This is a genomic window from Pantoea sp. USHLN256 (assembly GCF_037149875.1).
Taxonomy (GTDB): Bacteria; Pseudomonadota; Gammaproteobacteria; order Enterobacterales; family Enterobacteriaceae; genus Pantoea; species Pantoea nemavictus.
This window is the reverse complement of sequence record NZ_JBBCQO010000001.1, coordinates 662,920-682,242: the sequence shown is the minus strand read 5'-3', so window position 1 is coordinate 682,242 and position 19,323 is coordinate 662,920. Positions and strand designations below refer to the sequence as shown.

Below are 19,323 nucleotides of genomic sequence, written 5' to 3'. Positions count from 1 at the left end.
GCCTGTGATTGCAGTTCCTGGTTTGAAATTTCTCAGGCTGAAGGTTTATGCGAACCAGGTCGCCATAAATGGCGACGCTACGAAACATACAGCGAATATGAAGTAAGAAAACGCAGTGCTGTTGCAGCGCGGGTGTTGAGGCGACATCCCAGCCCGCTGAGCGAGAGAGGGATTCCAGGGCGAGCCGCAGGGATGCGGCGAGAGGCGGCGCTGAGCAGGAGCGAATCGCCGCCGGTCCGTCAGGAATCGCGAGGGAGCGAAGGCACCGCGAAGCGGCGGGCTGGGCTGGCGCAGGGCCCGGGAGTGCAGAGGGCGCGGCCAGGCGTCCTCTGCTCGGTCGCCGCACGGCATGACTGAAACTGCCTCAGCCGATGGCGAACGAAAGCCGCTCCGTACAAACGAAAGTAACTGATTGGCATTAGCCATTTATGGCGACCAGGCTTATCGCACGCAAAAAAAAGCCAGCCCGCAGGCTGGCTCATTACATCTCAAAACAGACTTACAGGCTGGTAGCCGGCTGAGCAGCTGGCGCTGCACCATTGATACCCTGCGGTGTCATTGGCTCTTCTTTCGGCAAGGCGTCAGAAGATTCCTGTACCGGCACCGGTGCTGGCTGAACGTCGCCGGCTGGACCGTTGATTTTGATCGGCATACCGTTACGCGCCTGGATAGCGTTGTTCACTGCATCCTGGTTAGTGCTGGCATCGGCAATCACTTTGGTCACGGCAGAAGTCAGATTGATTGGCACCAATTCACGTGAGTTGAACTGCTCTTCCGTGGTCGACAGCGGGTTGTGAACTTCCACATAGCGCGAACCATCTGGCTCAACCGAGGCTTTCACCGGCTGGTCGATGAACTGGACGCGCGTGCCAACTGGCACGTTGTCGAACAGCCATTTAATGTCATCAGAACGCAGACGCACACAGCCGTGGCTCACGCGCAGACCAATACCGAAGTTGGCGTTGGTGCCGTGGATCGCATACAGGCGGCCGATATACAGCGCGTGCAGCCCCATTGGGTTATCAGGACCGGCTGGGAACACGGCGGGGATGCTCTCGCCGCGTGCGGCATATTCGGCATGCATCGCTTTGGTTGGCGTCCAGGTCGGGCCATCTTTCTTACGCTCAACCTTGGTGGTCCAGTTCATTGGCGTGTCTTTACCCAACTCGCCGATGCCGATTGGCAGCACAACCACGGTCTTAGTGCCTTTCGGGTAGTAATAAAGACGCATTTCAGCACTGTTGATGATGATACCTTCACGCGGCGCGTCAGGCAGAATCAGCTGCTGTGGGATGATCATTTTAGTGCCAGCTTTCGGCAGATAAACGTCAACGCCCGGATTGGCTTCCAGCATGTTGCTGAGACCCATCTGATACTGTGCGGCAAAGGCTTCCAGCGGAAGTTTGCTGTCATCAGGAACAGTGATTTCGATATTTTCGCCGATCAGACGGCTGTTAGCCGGCGGCAGCGGATACACAACTGCAAATGCCGACTGGCTGAACGCCGCCAGTGCGAGGGCGAGTGAAGCGAACGCGCGAATGCTCATTTTCATTTTTTTCAAGTCGTTATGGCCATGTTTCAGGCTTGTCAGTGTGTCGAATCCATCGTGGTCAGTATGACCCGCTGCGCATTATATGTGCATTGGCACAGTGATGGAAATCAGGATTTTTGCTAGCTGCGGAAACTTTACGCAAATCCTTGTCTTTACCAGACAATTCTCTTGGATCCGTAGTCCAAAATGTGAATTTTTAGGGCTGCCACAGGGTAACTTCATTACTCAATTTACGATTGAGGAAAAAAGCGGCACTGATTAACGCCAGATGCGTTAACGCCTGCGGCATGTTGCCCAAGGCATTGCCGTGCGGGGTAAATTCCTCCGCATACAAGCCGAGCGGATTGGCATAGCTCAACAGCTTTTCAAACTCAAAATGCGCTTCGCTTACCCGCCCGGCACGCGCCAGGCACTCCACGTACCAGAATGAGCAGGCGGCAAACGAGCCTTCTCCTCCCTTTAAAGCATCGGCAGGCGTCTCGTGAATGTTATAGCGCCGCACTAAGCCATCGCTCACCAGGTGCGTTTTTATCGCGTCCAGCGTGGAGAGCCAGTCAGGATCGGTCGAGCTGACAAAGCGCACCAGCGGCATCAGTAGCATCGATGCATCAAGGAAATCTCCACCACGCGTGGCGGTGAAATGGCCCAGCTCGGGGTTCCAGAAATTTTGCCAGATATCATCGCGAATCTCGCTGCGCACCCGATCCCAGCGATCGTACGGCATCGGTAGCGAGCGCTTCAAACCGAGGCGCAGTGCACGATCGAGCGCCACCCAGCACATCAAACGCGAATGCAGAAAATGCTCGGGTTCGCCGCGCATCTCCCAAATCCCGGCATCGGGCTGATTCCAGTTCACGCAGACGTAGTCGATCATATCGGAGACGTACTTCCAGCCGCGATGCGAAATCGCTTCGCCATATTTGTTGGCGAGGTAGATGGCATCCATTAGCTCGCCGTAGATATCGAGTTGGGTCTGGCGCCAGGCGTCATTGCCGATGCGCACCGGACGTGAATTGGCGTAGCCGGACAGATTCAGCAACTCGGTTTCGTGCAGCTCGGTGCCGCTATCAAGGCGATACATCACCTGCAGATGCGGCGTATCGTCGTGGCTGTGTTCGACGCAGCGGCCGACCCATTTGGTAAAGTCGCGCGCTTCTTCGGTGTAACCGAGGCGCATCAGCGCGTACATGCTGAATGAGGCATCGCGGATCCACGAGGCGCGATAATCCCAGTTGCGCTCGCCGCCCAGCTCCTCCGGCAAGCCAAAGGTGGCGGCGGCGGCAATGGAACCGTGCTGATGGGAGGTCAGCAGCTTGAGCGCCAGCGCGGAACGCGTCACCATCTCTTGCCAGCGGCCGCGATAGGAGCTGTGGCTGCTCCAGCGGCGCCAGTACGCTAGCGTGTCGCGGAAACACTGTTCGGTGGCGATCTCGGCTACGTGGGGATCGTCATCGTTGCCAAAAACAAACTCGGCCGATTCACCGGCTTTAAGGGTGAATTCCGCCACTGCGCTGTGATTTTCGCGCGTCATCACCACCGTGGCGCTCAGGCGCAAGCTCGGTTGACCGGCGGCAAGGAAGGCGATGCCACCGGGTCGCAGTTCGGTGGTGGTTTCCGCGCGCGCATAGTCGTGGCGCGGTGCGCACAGCAGATGAAACTTCGCTGTGCCGCGCACCATTTTCACGCGGCGCACCAAACGCGGCGCTTTGTTGTGTTCATCGCAGATCGGCATGTAATCGGTAATCTCGGCCACACCTGAATCGTCGAGCCAGCGGGTTTGCAAAATATTGGTATCGGGCAAGTAGAGTTGCTGCTGACGGGCATGTTTCCAGTCAGGCGCGATAGAAAAAAGTCCGGCTTCATCGCTGTCGAGCAGCGCGGCGAAAACCGATGGGCTATCCAGCTCCGGCCAGCAAAGGTAGTCGATGGTGCCGTCGTTGGCGATCAATGCGCAGGTGCGTAAATCACCAATCACGCCGTGGTCGTCTATTCTGCGTTTAATCTCGCTCATCTTGCCCCCTTTGCCGTATGTAATTGTTAACTATAGACGAAACGGCAGTTTCGGCGGCCCGGAGGCACAGAAGGATAACTTCTATACTGTAAAGACACCCTCAATCAGGAGAATGTTATGCCTTCAGGAAAACAGAAAGTCGCCGTGGTTACCGCTTCCGATTCCGGCATTGGCCGCAGCTGTGCCGTGATGCTGGCAGAAGCGGGTTATACGCTGGGGATCACCTGGCGCTCGGATGAAGAGGGCGCGCAGGAAACCGCACGCATGGTGGAGAGCCGTGGCCAGCTGGCGCAGGTGCGGCAGCTCGATCTCTCCGACCCGCAAGCCGGTGGCCAGCAGCTGGCGCAGCTGATTAATTCGCTTGGACGTATCGACGTGCTGGTCAATAACGCCGGTGTGATGACCAAAGCCGATTTTCTCGATGTCACCTTTGAGGATTGGCGCAAGGTGTTTGATGTGGATGTCGATGGAGCGTTTGTCTGCGGGCAGATTGCTGCGCGCCATATGGTCGACCAGGGCGATGGTGGACGCATCATCAACATCACCTCGGTGCACGAACATACGCCGCTGCCGGATGCCACCGCCTATACCGCCGCGAAGCATGCGCTGGGTGGCTTGACTAAATCAATGGCGCTGAGCTTACTGCCGCACCATATTCTGGTGAATGCGGTGGCGCCGGGCGCGATTGCCACGGCGATGAATGATATGAAAGATGACCAGCAAGGGCGTCGTATGCCGGAAATCCCGATTGGGCGTCCCGGCGATACGCGTGAAGTGGCGAGTTTAGTGGCGTGGCTCTGTTCGGAGTGGGCAACCTATACCACCGGACAATCGTTTATTGTCGACGGTGGCTTTATGCTGGCGAATCCGCAGTTTAAAGGTTATCACGCATAGTTAACCGGCGCGGCGGTGGTTCCAGTGGCGAATAATGTAGCGCAGCACGATGCCGAAAATCACCGCCGCCGCCAGCCACAATACCGGCTTGAGATGCTGATCGATTTTATGCAGCCACGGCGCGACAATCTGTCCGGCAAAGTAGCCGAGCGAAACAAAAATCAGCGCCCATAGCGCCGCACCAATCACATTCAGAATGAAAAAGCGCAGCGGTTTCAGGCGGCTGGTGCCAATAATGATCGGCCCCACAATACGGAAACCGTACATAAAGCGCACGCCTATCACGAATAAGCTCGGATGCTTTTGAATCAGGCGCTTGGCTTTGCCGATGGTTTCCTGATGCTTACTGAAGCGCCGCAAAATGCGCGTGCCATAACGACGTCCCAGCCAAAACAGCAGCTGATCGCCAATAATGCCGCCGATCATCGCCGCCAGCACCACACCGCTAAAGTGCAATAATCCCTCATGTGCCGCAACACCGCCCAATAGCGTGAACGTTTCCCCTTCGGCAATACAGCCAATCAGCAGCGCCAGATAGCCATACTGGCTAATTAATCCATTGATATCGAGATGCAAATTATCCTCCCTGCCAAGATTGAAATCGCTATTAGTGTATACCAACGGCTTAATTTGCGTGGCTCCCCGCAAAAATGGCGGCGACGATTATACTTGAGAGACGCTGCCTGCGTTGACGAGGTCTTTTGCTTTAGGGGCAGCCCATGGCATTAGAGGAGTAAACGTATGAATCATGTCTGGGGTTTACTGGCGCATCCGGGTCAGGAAATGCGCGATATCAAACAGGAAAATGAGAGCGTTTCGCACCACTACACCCACCATGTTTTGCTCATGGCGGCGATCCCGGTGATCTGCGCCTTCATTGGCACGACGCAGCTGGGCTGGAATCTGGGCGAAGGGCAGTTCGTACAACTCAACATGCTGACCGGTATCGGTCTGGGCATTTTGTTCTATCTGATTATTCTCGGCGGCGTGGCGGTGATGGGCCGCGTGATCCACTGGATGGCGCGTAATTACCCGCAGCGCCCAAGTCTGCAGCGCTGTACGGTGTTTGCCGGCTATGTGGCGACGCCGCTGTTTCTCAGCGGGCTAGTGGCGCTCTATCCATTAGTGTGGCTGTGTGTGCTGGTGGGCGCGATCGCGCTGGTATACACCGGTTATCTGCTGTATGTCGGCATCCCGGTGTTCCTGAGTATTGACCGCGATGAGAGCCTGCGTTTCTCCGGTTCAACATTGGCGATTGGCGTGCTGGTGTTTGAGGTGCTGCTGGCGCTGACGGTAATTCTGTGGGGCTATGGTCCACGGTTGTTTTAGTGGTAGCCGGGTCGCCATGAATGGCGACCTTACAACACCTCCCCCGTAAGGTCGCCATTCATGGCGGCCTTTTTAACGCCCGGAAACAATCTCGTTAAGAAATTTCTCAGGGAAGTGCGTATGATATCGCAGCCAGCCCGCATCCCGTCTGGTTTGTTGCGGGCGGCCTGTGTCTTAACACAGCGCAAAACTCCTTACCGGATTTTTTTGACACGATGTCTGCAAAAATGCGTATTTCCCTGCTGTCGCTGGCGCTGTTTGTCGCCGCGCCGGCTGCTGTGACGCCCGCGCTCGCTGCGCCGGTGGCGCTCTCAAACCTGGCGCCGATTGCCCAACCGCAAATCGCCTCCGGCAGTGCCATGATTGTCGATCTGGAAAACAACAAAGTCCTGTTTTCCAGCCATCCTAACCGCGTACGCCCGATTGCTTCACTCACCAAGGTGATGACGGCGATGGTGGTGCTGGATGCCAAATTGCCGATGGATGAGATGCTGTCGGTAGATATCAGCCATACCGCTGAAATGCGCGGCGTATTCTCCCGCGTCAAACTGAATAGCGAAATCAGTCGCCGCAATATGCTGCTGCTGGCGCTGATGTCATCGGAAAACCGTGCGGCCGCCAGCCTGGCGCACCACTATCCCGGCGGTTACGATGCGTTTATCCGCGCAATGAACGCCAAAGCGCGTGCGCTGGGCATGACGCACACGCGTTATGTGGAGCCAACCGGTTTGTCGATTCAGAACGTTTCCAGTGCGGAAGATCTGGTTAAGCTGGTGAAAGCCACGCGCCAGTACCCGCTGATTGGCGAGTTGAGTACCACCAAAGAGGACACCGCGGTATTTAAGCATCCGAACTACGCGCTGCCGTTCCGCAACACCAACCATCTGGTGTACAAAAACGACTGGCGTATTCAGCTCACCAAAACCGGTTATACCGATGAAGCCGGGCACTGTCTGGTGATGCGCACGGTGATCAACAACCGTCCGGTGGCGCTGGTGGTACTGGATGCTTTTGGTAAATACACCCATTTTGCCGATGCTAATCGCCTGCGCGACTGGCTGGAAACCGGCAAAGCGGCGCCGGTTCCGGCCGCTGCGCTGGCGTACAAAAAGCAGAAGTCGGGCCTCACCGCCAATAACGAATAATTCTCCCGCAGGTGCTTTCGGGCACCTGCAAAAACGCTTATCGTTAGCGCCAATGTTTTACACCTTCATTCCTATAGTTTCAGTGTCGGCAACGTCTTAAACTAGCCGCCATTCACCTGCACACGTGCGTTTATCGGCTGTTATTACGCTGGAATCTTATTAAACATGTTCAAGTTCCGTTCCTTACTTACGCCATTTTTACTGCTGCTGGTGCTGTTAACCCCGGCACTGAGTTTTGCCGACGACAGCGCGGCAGCCGATCAGCAAGAGGATGCTGCGCCCAAAGTTAACGCGTCGGTCGAGCTGCCCAAGATGCAGAAAATACTCGACAAAATTAAAGGTCAGGTCTCGGGCGATACCAATGAGAGCCAGCTTAACCAGCTGAACGAGATGGCGCTGGAGCTTTCCGGCAATGCCGAAACGCTGGGGCAGGCGTTAATCCCGCAGCGCCAGCAGCTGGATGCCCAGCTGGCGGTGCTCGGCCCGGCGCCCAAAGCCGATAGCGGCGTGAAAGAGACGCCGGAAGTGACGCGCAAACGTGCGGCGCTGGAGAACCAAAAAGGCAAGCTGGACGATCAAATCAAGCAGGCCGACGGCATCAAAAACGGGGCGCTGGTGCTGTCATCGCAGATCGTTAACCTGCGTCGTGACCAGCTAAAAAGCCAGCTGGCGCTCAACTCCGGTAGTATCTTCGGCCCGCGCTTCTGGGCGCCGGTATTTAGCAGCCAGGATCTCGACGGCGAGAAGATCAGCGACTTTCGTGATGAATTGCAAGACACCGCGGCGCTGTCGTGGGAGTCGGGCTGGCGCTTTGGCACCATCGCCTGGCTGGTAGCGGCGATGCTGGTGATGACGATCGGCCGTCGCTACGGCGAAGAGTTTCTGGCGTGGGTGAGTATTAACAAAATGCCGGAAGGGCGTTTACGTCGTAGCTTCCTGGCCGCCACCATCGCCCTGACCACGCTTGCGGCAGTGGTGTTAACCTTCCACTTCCTTGCGCAGGCCTTTACGCGCCGCGATGAAGTCTCCGGCGACGTGCAGGATTTTGTCGACCGTTTGGTGCAGCTTAGCGTCTACTGCGGACTGATTGCCGGCTTAGGTCGGGCCTTTTTGTCAACGCGTCGACCCAGCTGGCGTTTGCCCGCCATCTCCAATGAAGTGGCGCAGGCGCTGAAGCCGTTCCCGCCCTTTACCGCGGCGCTGGTGTTTGTGTTCCAGACGGTTGAAGCCTTTAACTACAGCGTCGGCACCAGCCTGAATACCACTATTTTTGCCAACGGCCTGACCGCGCTGCTGATTGGCTGCACCGGCCTCGCCATCAGCATGCGCGTGAACCGTGTACGTCGCCGCATGGTGCAGGAAGGCCATCAGCCAGAAGCGCGCTCGACGATTGTTGGTCTGGTGCAGCTGGCGCTGATGCTTACCGCGCTGGCCATTTTGATCTCGCTGATCATCGGTTATGTCACGCTGGCACGCTTCCTCAGCTATGAGGTGATTTGGTGCGGCATTCTGTTTGGCTCGTTCTACTTCCTCAGCCATCTGGTGCAGGATGGCTGTGAAAGCCTGTTCTCCACCAGCAATGCCACCGGCAAGCGCCTGCAAAGCTCACTGAATATTGATGAGCGCCATTTGCAGCAGGCGGCGACGCTGCTGAGCGCGCTGGGTAAAACCTTGCTGATTGCTATTCTGGCGTTGGCACTGCTCAACGGTACCTTCGCCTCCTCAACGCCGATTGAGCTGATTCAGAAGGTGATTGAATTCTGGGGCGGCAAAGGACTGGAGTCACTGAACATTGTGCCGGCGCACATGGTCAATGCGATTCTGTGTCTGGTGGTGGGGATTTACGTGCTGCGTTCGGTGCGTCGCTGGCTGGACAAAGATTTCCTGCCGAAAACCACCATGGACGTCGGCATGCGCGTGTCGCTGGTGACGTTGTTCAGCAACATTGGTTACGTGCTGGTAATTCTGCTGACGCTGTCGATCATGGGCCTGCAGTGGAACAAACTGGCGTGGATTGTCAGCGCTTTATCGGTCGGTATCGGTTTCGGCTTGCAGGAGATTGTGAAGAACTTCATCTCCGGCTTGATTCTGCTGACCGAGCGTCCGGTGAAGGTGGGCGATCTGGTGAGCATCAGCGGTATCGAAGGCGACATTCGCCGCATCAACGTACGCGCTACCGAGATTCAGCTGGGCGACAAATCCACGGTGATTGTGCCGAACTCGCAATTTATCTCGCAGAATGTGCGTAACGCCACCATGGGCAATGCGCAGGGCGTGGTGACCATTCAGCTGACCTTCCCGCTGGATATTGATCCGGTAAAAGTGCGTGAAATTCTGCTGGAGGTTTATCAGGAGAACGAGCGCATTCTGGAGACGCCAGAGCCGTCGGTGTCGTTCAAAGATCTGACGCCAGCGGGTATCGTGTTGAGCGTCACCGGCAACGTCGCCGGTCAGCGTCAGATTTCCGGTGCCAAGAGTGATTTGCTGTTCGATATTCTGACGCGTCTGCGCAAAGAGGGCATTATGCTGTCAACGCCGCAGACCATGATTATTGAACGCCGCGCCCTGGCGGCGGCTGCGCAAGAGCAGCAGGGCGAGCAACTGCCTTAATCACGTTGACGCACATTTTGTAGCGGCGCGATTTATCGCGCGCCTTTGAGCAAACCCGCGCAATAAATTGCGCCGCTACAGATTGGAGAAAGGTGGCCATTCATGGCCATCTTTTCAACAACCGCACACCCTCAAACCTTTACCGCCCAGCCCTTCTGCTTACTGGTTTTACCGATTCCCGGATTGAAACTATTAGTGGGATCCAACTGCTGATAAAACGCCTGCAGCTGCGGTTTCGCCTGATAAAGATGACCAACGTTATGCTCTGCCGGATACTCGGCACCGCGTGCGGCTAAAATCGCCAGCATCTTCTCCTTCAGCGCATGCGCATCCACGCCTTTCTTCACGATGTAATCCTGATGGAACACGTGACAGAAGAAGTGGCCGTAATAGAGGCGATGGCTTAAGTCCTTATCGAACTCGGCCGGCAGACGCTCAAACCACTCCTCATCATTACGGCGTAGCGCAATATCCAGCGCCAGAATATCTTCCACTTCGTCAGCATGCACCGCGTGATAGCGCACGGCAGCACCGGCAGCGGCAAAGCGATGCAGAAACGCGTGCGCTCCCTCCTGGGCGTCGCAGGCAAAGAAGGCGCCGCCACCTTCGCGGAAGTATTCAGTCAGATACGCCTGCGCTTCGGCGACGCCGTCACCGGACATCTTCAGCATCAGGTGATGCTCATATTTATCGCGATACTGCTTAAGACGTTTGGGCAGATGCGCCGGTAACCAGCCGCTGACGCGCTGCAACAGGCGATCGGTAAGATGCGGTTTCACCCAGCTCAGTTTGCTCAGCCAGGCATCAACGCGGCCTTTGAGGGTGAAAAACAGCGGCATTTTGTCGGTGCCGAGTTTGTCGATCATCACAAAGGTATCTTTACCGTACACTTCGGCGATGTCGAAAATGTCGCGATGCATATATTCGCCCGCCACCGGCAGATGCTTGAATTCCGCCAGAATATGACGGCGAATATCGCCCAGCTCTGCCGGATTGTTGGTGCCGATATAGAACACCTGCTGCTGGGGTTCGGTGGGGAAGGTATCCAGACGTACGGCGAACACCGCCAGCTTGCCGGCGCAGCCAGACGCTTCAAACAGGCGACGTTCATCGGCGTTGAAGCGTGCCGGAGTATCGGCGTTGATCTCACGCACGCGCTCGGCGTATTCATGATCGGAGGCATGGCGCTCATCCCAGCGTACATCGTTTTGCTGCCAGCGATCGTCATCCAGCCGGCCCAGCATCTCTTCCGGCGAATGACCGAGATCGATACCGAGGTGATTCACCAGCTTGAGTTTGCCGCTGGCATCAATTTGTGCAAACAGCGCCATTTCGCTATAGGCCGGCCCACGTTTGATTAGCGATCCACCCGAGTTATTACAGATGCCGCCCATTACCGAGGCGCCAATACAGGAAGAACCGATCACCGAATGGGGCTCGCGACCTAGCGGTTTGAGCGCTTTTTCCAGCTGATACAGCGTGCTGCCGGGGAAGGCAAGGATCTGCTTGCCGCCATCAATCAGCTGCAACTTATCCAGCCGCAGGGTGCTGATGATTACCACCGGACGATCGTAATCGTTGCCGTTTGGCGTGGAACCTTCCGTCAGACCGGTATTGGCGGCCTGCATCAAAATGATCGCATCCGCGCTCACCAGCGCTTGCAACGCACGCCATAGCTCCAGCAGCGAGCCGGGGAAAATCACCGCCAGCGCCTCGCCTTCACCCGAGCGAAAACCTTTGCGGTAGCGTGCGGTCTGTTCCGCATCGGTCAACAGGTTCGACGAACCCAGCAGACGACGCAGTTCGGCGAGCAGAGTAGGGTGCGAAGTGTTGTTATTCATTGGCCTATCCTTGTCTTTAACATGGCGCTTCAACTGTAGCACGCGTCAGCGGCAGGGTCGCGGTGTGACATTGGCGGCTACCTGCTATCCTCATCTTGTGGCAAACTGCCCCGGTTATTTCGATATTGCGCAGTCACTTAAGAGAACCCGACCTGATGAAATGGATTTACTCTGTTAGCCTCGCTGTCTCCTTAGCCATGCAGCCCGCTTTCGCGGACGACCTGTTTGGCCCACATCCAATGACCGAACAGGCGCGTGACGCCTTTGTGAATCAGCTGCTCAGCAAAATGACCCTTGATGAAAAAATCGGGCAAATGCGTTTGATCAGCGTAGGGCCAGATACGCCGAAATCGGCGGTTCGCGACATGATTCAGCACGGTCAGGTTGGGGCGATCTTTAACACCGTGACGCGCCAGGATATTCGCGCCATGCAGGATCAGGTGATGGAACTCAGCCGCCTGAAAATCCCGCTGTTTTTTGCCTACGACGTAGTACACGGTCAGCGCACTATCTTCCCGATTCCGCTCGGCCTGGCGGCCAGCTGGGATCTTGATGCTATCGCGCAGGTGGGCCGCGTATCGGCCTATGAAGCGGCGGATGACGGTTTAAACATGACGTGGGCACCGATGGTCGATGTGTCACGTGAACCGCGCTGGGGCCGTTTCTCTGAAGGCTTTGGCGAAGACACGTTCCTGACCTCGCAAATGGGCAGCACCATGGTGAAAGCCATGCAGGGTAAAAGCGCGGCGGATCGTTTCTCAATCATGACCAGCGTGAAACACTTCGCGGCATACGGAGCGGTCGAAGGTGGACGCGATTACAACACCGTCGACATGAGCCCGCAGCGGCTGTTCCAGGATTATCTGCCACCCTATAAAGCCTCGCTTGATGCCGGCAGCGGCGGCGTAATGGTGGCGCTCAACTCGCTCAATGGTACACCGGCCACGGCGGATGGCTGGCTGCTGAAAGAGGTGCTGCGCGGCGACTGGAAGTTCAAAGGCATCACCATCAGCGATCACGGTGCGATTAAAGAACTGCTGAAACACGGCGTGGCCAGCGATCCGCAGGACGCGGTGCGCATTGCGGTGAAATCGGGCGTCGACATGAGCATGAGCGACGAGTACTACAGCAAATATCTGCCGGGGCTGGTGAAAAGCGGCGCGGTAAGCATGGCGGAAGTCGATGATGCCGCGCGCCATGTGCTGAACGTCAAATATGACATGGGCCTGTTCAACGATCCCTACAGCCATTTAGGGCCGAAAGAGAGCGATCCGCAGGACACCAACGCGGAAAGCCGACTGCACCGTGCCGAAGCGCGCGACGTGGCGCGCAAAAGCATCGTCCTGCTGAAAAACTGGCATGAAACGCTGCCGCTGAAGAAAGACGCCACCGTGGCGCTGGTCGGGCCGCTGGCCGATAGCCAGCGCGACATTATGGGCAGCTGGTCTGCGGCAGGCGTGGCGAAACAATCTATTCCGCTGCTGCAAGGCGTGCGCAGCGCGATGGCGGGTAAAGGCACGGTGCTGTATGCCAAAGGCGCCAACATCAGTGATAACAAGGGCGTTCAGGACTTCCTTAATCTGTATGAGCAAGCGGTAAGCGTGGATAAACGTTCGCCGCAGGAGCTGATTGATGAAGCGGTGGCGCAGGCGAAAAAAGCCGACGTGGTGGTTGCCGCAGTGGGTGAAGCGCAGGGCATGGCGCATGAAGCTTCCAGCCGCAGTGAACTGTCGATTCCGCAAAGTCAGCAGAAGCTGCTGGACGCGCTGAAGGCCACCGGCAAACCGTTGGTGATCGTGCTGATGAATGGCCGTCCGCTGACGGTGGTGAAGGAAGATCAGCAGGCCGATGCAATGCTGGAAACCTGGTTCAGTGGCACCGAGGGCGGTAATGCCATCGCCGATGTGCTGTTTGGTGATTACAATCCATCGGGCAAACTGCCGGTCTCCTTCCCGCGTTCAGTTGGCCAGATTCCGATTTACTACAACCATCTGCCAACCGGCCGTCCGTACAACTTCGCCAAACCGAACAAGTACACTTCACACTACTATGATGCGATCAACGGCCCGCTCTATCCGTTTGGTTACGGCCTGAGCTACACCACGTTCAGCGTGTCGCCGGTGAAGATGTCATCACGCACCATGCCGCGTAACGGTTCGGTGGATGCATCGGTGACCGTGACCAATACCGGTAAACGCGACGGAGCTACCGTGGTGCAGCTGTATCTCAACGATCCGGTCGCCAGCATTAGCCGTCCGGTGCAGGAGCTGCGCGGCTTCCAGCGCATCATGCTGAAAGCCGGCGAATCGCAGACGGTGAAGTTTAAGATCGATGTGGATGCGCTGAAGTTCTGGAACCAGAAGATGCAGCAGGTGGCTGAGCCAGGCAAAATCAACGTGATGATTGGTCTGGATTCCGTGCGTACCCAGGATGCGCAGTTTGATTATTTATAGTCGCTGATGCCCTCACCCTAACCCTCTCCCGCAAGCGGGAGAGGGAACCTATGGGTGCGGCGTTTTCAATCCGAGCACAATCCTCTCCCTCGCCCGCTTGCGGGAGAGGGCCGGGGGGAGGGCCTAACCGCACAAATCGAAACCCATGAACATCCGCGAACGTATCCAACAGCAAGTCTTCCGCCTCAACGGCCTGTCACTCAATGAATTTGATATCTCGCAACCGCCCGGCGATCCTGGCTTGTTTGGTCCGGATCACGTTATCTGGCGCGTGCACGGCGATTTCACGGCGATGCTGTGCGGCGGTATCAGCGCCTTAATGTTGCAGATGCTGCATCCGGCAGCGCTGGCCGGCGTGTGGGATCACTCCAACTTCCGTCAGGACATGATGGGCCGCCTGCGGCGTACCAGCCAGTTTATCGCCGTCACCACCTTCGGCAATACCGTGGATGCCAATATTCTGATTGAGCGCGTCAAACGTATTCACCTGCGCGTTACCGGCATCGACAACGCCGGCAAGCCTTATGCCGCCAGCGATCCGCATCTGCTGACCTGGGTGCACGTTGCCGAGACCAGCCGCTTTCTGGCGGCGCATCTACGCTACAAAAATCCGCAGCTCAGCCGGGAAGATCAGGATCGCTATTATCAGGAAGCGGCGCTGATTGCCGAAGCGCTCGGCGCGCAGCAGGTGCCGAAAAGCGTACCGGCGGTTGAGGACTATTTACAGAGAATGCGCCCTGAGCTGATCTGCGATGAGCGCACGCTGGAAGTGATGCAGCTATTAATCAATGCGCCTGCGCCAAGCTGGCAGGCAAAGCCAGCCATGCGGGTGATGCTGAAAGCGGGAATGGGGTTGCTGCCAACCTGGGCGCAACAGCAGATCCAGCAGCCGATTGGGCCGATCAATCAGTGGCGGGTGGATCGGGAAATTGCGGTGCTTGCCGGGCTGCTGCGCTGGTCAATTCAGCGCGGCGCCTACACGCGCGCCATGCAGCGCATGGGCCGTTCAGGGTAGATTAAGCTCGTCCTGCTTTTTGGTATAGGTGCGTGGGGTGCGCGCTTCGCGCTGCAGCGCCAGCCGACGTTGCTGATGATGATGGATCAACATACCAAGCCCGACGCCAATCAGCGCCAGCGGTAATAAACTGAAGTAAATATCCGTGGGCAACAACACCAGCAGTGCGGCGCCCGCCAGCATGATGCTCAGCGACGACATTACCCACGTATAGCGTATAAACAGCCACACTAACATCGCGCAGATAACCACGTCGCGCAGGTTCAAATCGAGGTTTTGCAGCACCATATCGGCAGCTCCGCACAGAGGAATGCGCCGACGATACCATGCGTGACGGCAAAAGAATCGCGAAATAATTTGAAGCGTGTCAGCGCGTTATGCTGGCACTGATCCGCCGTTTTCATTTACGCCTGCACGCACTTTGAGAGTTTTACCCTTGTGTCACATGGCACGAGTGCCGATCCTGCTCTATTCTCGGGGAAAATGGATTCCTCCAGGTAATATCGAGGCGTTATGACCCACCAACCTCTGATTGCTGAGGTGCCGAATCAGCAACACACACTAACCGCTATCGTCGAACAGGACGCGCGTACGGCCTATTTTTATATCTGGCCGAACGACCTGTTTCGCAGCCAATATGCGGTGCGCGGCTGCTGGCTGCGCAATCTGCTGCCTGCGCCGGCGCAGGAAGATCGCGAAGCGATGGAGCAGGGCATAGCGCCGCTGCTGAGTGCGGAGTACTGCCGTACGCTGGAAGCCGAGCCAATGCTCGATCCGGCCGGATTACAGGTGCTGTGGGAGCCAAGCGATGACGGTGCGGCGTTATGGTATTACGGTCAGCTGCTGGCGGTAATCCCCGGCTGGAGCCTGTATCAGGACAAGCAGGTGAGTTTCTCTGCCGCCTGTATCAAAGAGAATCGCCTGACCGCACCGCTTGGCTCGGCCTCGACCAACGACTATTACGCGCGTGCCGAACAGCAGCGTCATTTCTGGCGCGACTGGCACGACGGGCATCTGTGGGGTGTGGTGCAGCGCGAGCTGATGCAGTGTTATCAGGCGCAGTTTGGCGAATCGGTCAAGTATTACTCCATCGATCAAGGCAACTGGCCGCCGATGGCGATTTCGCAGCATTTACACAACGGCGTTTGGGTTTTTCTGACTCTCGGTATGGGGATTCGCCCAATGCCGCAGGTGGATCACCTGTTTGATGAGCTGGCGCCGCAGTATCGCCGCGTTGAACTGGCGATGGCCGTAGACGGAGAAGTGATGACCGAAGCCAATGCGGTGCAGATGGCGAGCGCGCTGGCTGAGTTTGCGCATCTGCCGTGGGCGCGGCTGACGTGGATTGGCGAAGGCCATACGCTGGCATCAGAAGTGGCACCGGTGGGTTTTGAAAGCTTCCTGCTGGCTAATGATTTGGCGCCGGAAGCCGCGCAGTTTCGCTTGCCGAAACGCGATGGTGACCGGGTGAATTTGCTGTGGTCAACGCCGATAACCGAAGCCGAACGCCAGTTCGCACAAGCCGACGATCGCGGTGGCCAGCAGTTGCTGCAGCGTTTGCTGGCGGACGGGAATAATCATATTTTCCGCCCGCGTCAGGAAGTGGTGGAGCCGCCCGCACCCTAAACCCGGTCGGCATTAATGCCGACCCTACGATTTTAAATTATCACTCAAATCAACTATTTCACTGCTTTGTGATCGCGCTCACCTCAAGATCCCCATTAACACGCCGTTAACCTCGATCAGGCAACTCGCCAACCAGGGTAAGGGCACACATAATGTTCAAAACAACACAATCCCGTTTCACCGCGACGCTGGTCGCCTTTTTTGCCGGGCTAATGCTGATTACCGTGCTGGTGATCAATCAGTTTATCGCCCCGCAGCTCTCTCATAATGAAAGCCGTCTGGTGCGCTACGAAGTAGACGGCCTGGCCGGACGCATTATCGAGCAGATGAACCGTGTGCAGGCGCAGCAGCGTGCTATCACCGAAGCGGCTGGCGTGATGGACAGTGCGACCATCGATACCTTGCTGCCCGCCTTAGTCAACCAATATCAGGACAGCAATGTGTTCGGCGGTGGCATCTGGCCATTACCGAATCGTCGCGATCCGGCGAAAGAGAAAAACAGCTCGTTCTTTGCGCGTAACGCCAGCAATCAGCTGCAGGTCAACACCTACTGGAACTCAGACGCCGCCGACAAATACTGGGAGCAGTCCTGGTACAAAGATGGCCTGGCCGCCGCTAAAGGTCAGTGCGCCTGGGCGAAAGCCTATCAGGATGCCGCCAGCCCGCAGCCGCGTACCAACTGCGCCATGGCGATTTATCGCGACGGCACCGCGTGGGGCGTCGCGACGATCGATGTGACGCTGGGCTTCTTCAACCAGCTGGCAAAACAGATGGGCGAGGCGATTCAGGGCCGCGTACTGATCGTTGAAGCCGATGGCAAAGTGGTCGGCAACGCCGCGCTGGTGGAGGGTGCGCCGAAGCTGGAAAATCTTGCGGATACGCAATTGCCGATGGCCGCCGCGTTGAAAGGCTTGTTAGCGCAGGCGGGCAGCCAGCCGACACAAACCACCTTTGCAGGGGAAGATGGCGAACACACGCTGTTCCTGCAGGCGATAGCCGGCAGCCCGTGGTATCTCGCCAGTGATGTGCCCTCCAGTTTGCTGGATGCGCAGACGCACAGCATGTTGACGCGTCTGGGTCTGGTGCAGATCCCGCTGGCGGTGATCCTGCTGCTGGTGCTGCTCGGTTTCGTGCGAGCGATGATGAAACGCCTGGCGTTGCTGCATCGCAACATCGAAGCCTTGTCGACCGGCGGTGCCGATCTGACGCAGCGTCTGCCTGCCAGCAATAGCCCGGAATTCAACGCCGTGGCGCAGAGCTTTAACCAGTTCATCGCTTATCTGCAGGGGCTGATGCGCCAGGTGGGCGACAGCGCGCTGGCGATCACCTCCGCTTCGCGTGAAATCGCCAGCGGCAACGCCGATCTCTCAGCGCGCACGGAGTCGCAGGCCAGTTCGATCGTGGAGACCGCTGCGTCGATGGAAGAGCTGACCGGCACCGTACGACAGAATGCCGATAACGCCACGCACGCCAATCAGCTGGCCGACGGTGCTTCACAAGTCGCCGCGCGCGGTACCGAAGTGGTGCGTCAGGTGGTGAGCACCATGGGGGCGATTAACCAATCGTCGCGTAAAGTGGTGGATATCATTAGCGTCATCGACAGCATCGCTTTCCAGACCAATATCCTGGCGCTCAATGCGGCGGTAGAAGCCGCACGAGCCGGTGAGCAGGGCCGCGGATTTGCCGTGGTGGCCTCGGAAGTGCGCAATCTGGCGCAACGTTCGGCTAACTCGGCGCGTGAAATCAAAAAGCTGATTGAGGAGTCGGTAGCGAATATCGATACCGGCAGCCAACTGGTGGAGCAGGCCGGGCAAACCATGGATGAGCTGATGCAGGGCGTCAGCAGCGTCACCACGCTGATGAGTGAAATCATGTCGGCGAGCCGCGAGCAGAGCATGGGTATCGATCAGGTCAACGTGGCGATTACTCAGCTGGATGGCAGCACCCAGCAGAACGCCGCGCTGGTTGAGCAGGTTTCTGCCGCCGCGCAAGCGATGGAGCAGCAGAGCGTCCAGCTGGAGCAGGTGGTGCAGAGCTTTAAGTTGTAATCGACTCGGTCGCCATGCATGGCGATGCTACACAATACGGTCGTCATTGATGGTGGCGACCGTATTACACACCGCCCGCATCTCCTCTGTTAACCCCTTTTTCCGCCTTTTTATGCTGAATTGTCCGCAGGCTGCTACGCTTTACGTTGCCCACGTTAACGCACGGAATGTGCGCTATTTCCTCCATTAACGCCGGGGAGGTTGTGTACAATAGCTGCGAATTTTCCGAAGGAGTTGTCATGTCCGCCATTGAAGTTATTCTCGTCGACCACCTCGATCGCCCTATCGGCCAAATGGAAAAGCTGGAAGTGCATGAGAAAGGATTACTGCATCGTGCGGTGACGGTTTACGTGTTCAATTCGCGCCATGAGGTGCTGCTGCAGCGTCGGGCCAGTGGGAAATATCACTGCGGTGGGTTATGGAGCAACACCTGCTGCAGTCATCCCTATCCGCAAGAGTCGACCCGTGATGCCGCCGAACGCCGTCTGCGTGAAGAGATGGGCATGAAACTTACGCTAACGCCGGTGTTTGAACTCAGCTATAACCTGCCGCTCAGCAACGGTTTAACCGAGCATGAATATGGCCACGTGTTTTTCGCCATCAGCGATGAGCAGCCGGTACTCAATCCGGAAGAGGCTGATGCGTGGTGTTATCGCTCGATTGCTCAAATTCAGCAGGAGATGGCAGAAAACCCCGAGCAGTTTACGCCGTGGTTCCTGCACACCTTCCCGCGCATTCCCAATACGCTCGGCGATTTCCGCCTGACCGCATAATTGCACACTCCGTAGCGGCGCGATTT

The 19,323-nt window shown here is 57.1% G+C and carries 14 protein-coding genes; 9 read left to right on the top strand and 5 right to left on the bottom strand.

What is annotated here, in order from left to right:
- Positions 1-499: 499 nt before the first annotated feature.
- Entirely contained in the window at positions 500-1,552 is a 1,053-nt protein-coding gene (locus WFL93_RS03185) for a L,D-transpeptidase family protein (protein ID WP_007887865.1), read from the bottom strand.
- 196 nt (positions 1,553-1,748) lie between these two features.
- Positions 1,749-3,563, bottom strand: a complete 1,815-nt coding sequence (locus WFL93_RS03180; RefSeq protein ID WP_336777233.1) for a glycoside hydrolase family 15 protein — start codon at positions 3,561-3,563, stop codon at positions 1,749-1,751.
- A gap of 117 nt (positions 3,564-3,680) precedes the next feature.
- Here WFL93_RS03180 and WFL93_RS03175 point away from each other — a divergent pair, with 117 nt between their 5' ends.
- Complete coding sequence (locus WFL93_RS03175; RefSeq protein WP_007887857.1) at positions 3,681-4,457, top strand: SDR family oxidoreductase; 777 nt, start codon at positions 3,681-3,683, stop codon at positions 4,455-4,457.
- Here WFL93_RS03175 and WFL93_RS03170 read toward each other — a convergent pair whose 3' ends face one another.
- Complete coding sequence (locus tag WFL93_RS03170) at positions 4,458-5,033, bottom strand: DedA family protein (protein ID WP_007887855.1); 576 nt, start codon at positions 5,031-5,033, stop codon at positions 4,458-4,460. It lies immediately after the preceding gene.
- A gap of 165 nt (positions 5,034-5,198) precedes the next feature.
- Here WFL93_RS03170 and WFL93_RS03165 point away from each other — a divergent pair, with 165 nt between their 5' ends.
- From WFL93_RS03165 to WFL93_RS03155, 3 genes are all read left to right on the top strand, one after another.
- Positions 5,199-5,786 carry a Yip1 family protein gene (locus WFL93_RS03165; protein ID WP_007887853.1) on the top strand — a complete coding sequence of 196 codons (588 nt, stop codon included), beginning with the start codon at positions 5,199-5,201 and terminating at the stop codon, positions 5,784-5,786.
- Positions 5,787-6,001: 215 nt separating this feature from the next.
- Positions 6,002-6,931 (top strand): D-alanyl-D-alanine endopeptidase, encoded by a 930-nt coding sequence (gene pbpG / locus WFL93_RS03160; RefSeq protein WP_336777232.1) that lies wholly within the window; start codon positions 6,002-6,004, stop codon positions 6,929-6,931.
- Positions 6,932-7,096: 165 nt separating this feature from the next.
- A complete protein-coding gene (locus WFL93_RS03155; RefSeq protein ID WP_049850947.1) occupies positions 7,097-9,541 on the top strand; it encodes a DUF3772 domain-containing protein in 2,445 nt (814 codons plus the stop codon).
- A gap of 131 nt (positions 9,542-9,672) precedes the next feature.
- On the opposite strand, the gene dld is transcribed toward WFL93_RS03155, so the two are convergent.
- A complete protein-coding gene (dld, locus tag WFL93_RS03150) occupies positions 9,673-11,382 on the bottom strand; it encodes a D-lactate dehydrogenase (RefSeq protein ID WP_007887849.1) in 1,710 nt (569 codons plus the stop codon).
- Positions 11,383-11,537: 155 nt separating this feature from the next.
- On the opposite strand from dld, the gene bglX reads away from it, so the two are divergent.
- The gene (gene bglX / locus WFL93_RS03145) at positions 11,538-13,835 is read left to right on the top strand and encodes a beta-glucosidase BglX (protein WP_180823292.1); all 2,298 of its coding nucleotides are present in this window, start codon (positions 11,538-11,540) and stop codon (positions 13,833-13,835) included.
- A gap of 145 nt (positions 13,836-13,980) precedes the next feature.
- The gene (locus WFL93_RS03140) at positions 13,981-14,850 is read left to right on the top strand and encodes an oxygenase MpaB family protein (RefSeq protein ID WP_336777231.1); all 870 of its coding nucleotides are present in this window, start codon (positions 13,981-13,983) and stop codon (positions 14,848-14,850) included.
- Here WFL93_RS03140 and WFL93_RS03135 read toward each other — a convergent pair.
- Positions 14,842-15,138 carry a hypothetical protein gene (locus tag WFL93_RS03135; protein ID WP_007887845.1) on the bottom strand — a complete coding sequence of 99 codons (297 nt, stop codon included), beginning with the start codon at positions 15,136-15,138 and terminating at the stop codon, positions 14,842-14,844. The two genes, WFL93_RS03140 and WFL93_RS03135, sit on opposite strands and share 9 nt — an antisense overlap.
- 225 nt (positions 15,139-15,363) lie before the next feature.
- On the opposite strand from WFL93_RS03135, the gene WFL93_RS03130 reads away from it, so the two are divergent.
- The 3 genes from WFL93_RS03130 (at position 15,364) to idi (ending at position 19,297) form a co-directional block, all read left to right on the top strand.
- The gene (locus tag WFL93_RS03130; protein WP_336777230.1) at positions 15,364-16,476 is read left to right on the top strand and encodes a suppressor of fused domain protein; all 1,113 of its coding nucleotides are present in this window, start codon (positions 15,364-15,366) and stop codon (positions 16,474-16,476) included.
- 152 nt (positions 16,477-16,628) lie between these two features.
- Positions 16,629-18,524 (top strand): methyl-accepting chemotaxis protein, encoded by a 1,896-nt coding sequence (locus WFL93_RS03125; RefSeq protein WP_007887842.1) that lies wholly within the window; start codon positions 16,629-16,631, stop codon positions 18,522-18,524.
- A gap of 239 nt (positions 18,525-18,763) precedes the next feature.
- Positions 18,764-19,297, top strand: a complete 534-nt coding sequence (gene idi / locus WFL93_RS03120) for an isopentenyl-diphosphate Delta-isomerase (RefSeq protein WP_007887840.1) — start codon at positions 18,764-18,766, stop codon at positions 19,295-19,297.
- The last annotated feature ends 26 nt before the right edge of the window (positions 19,298-19,323 follow it).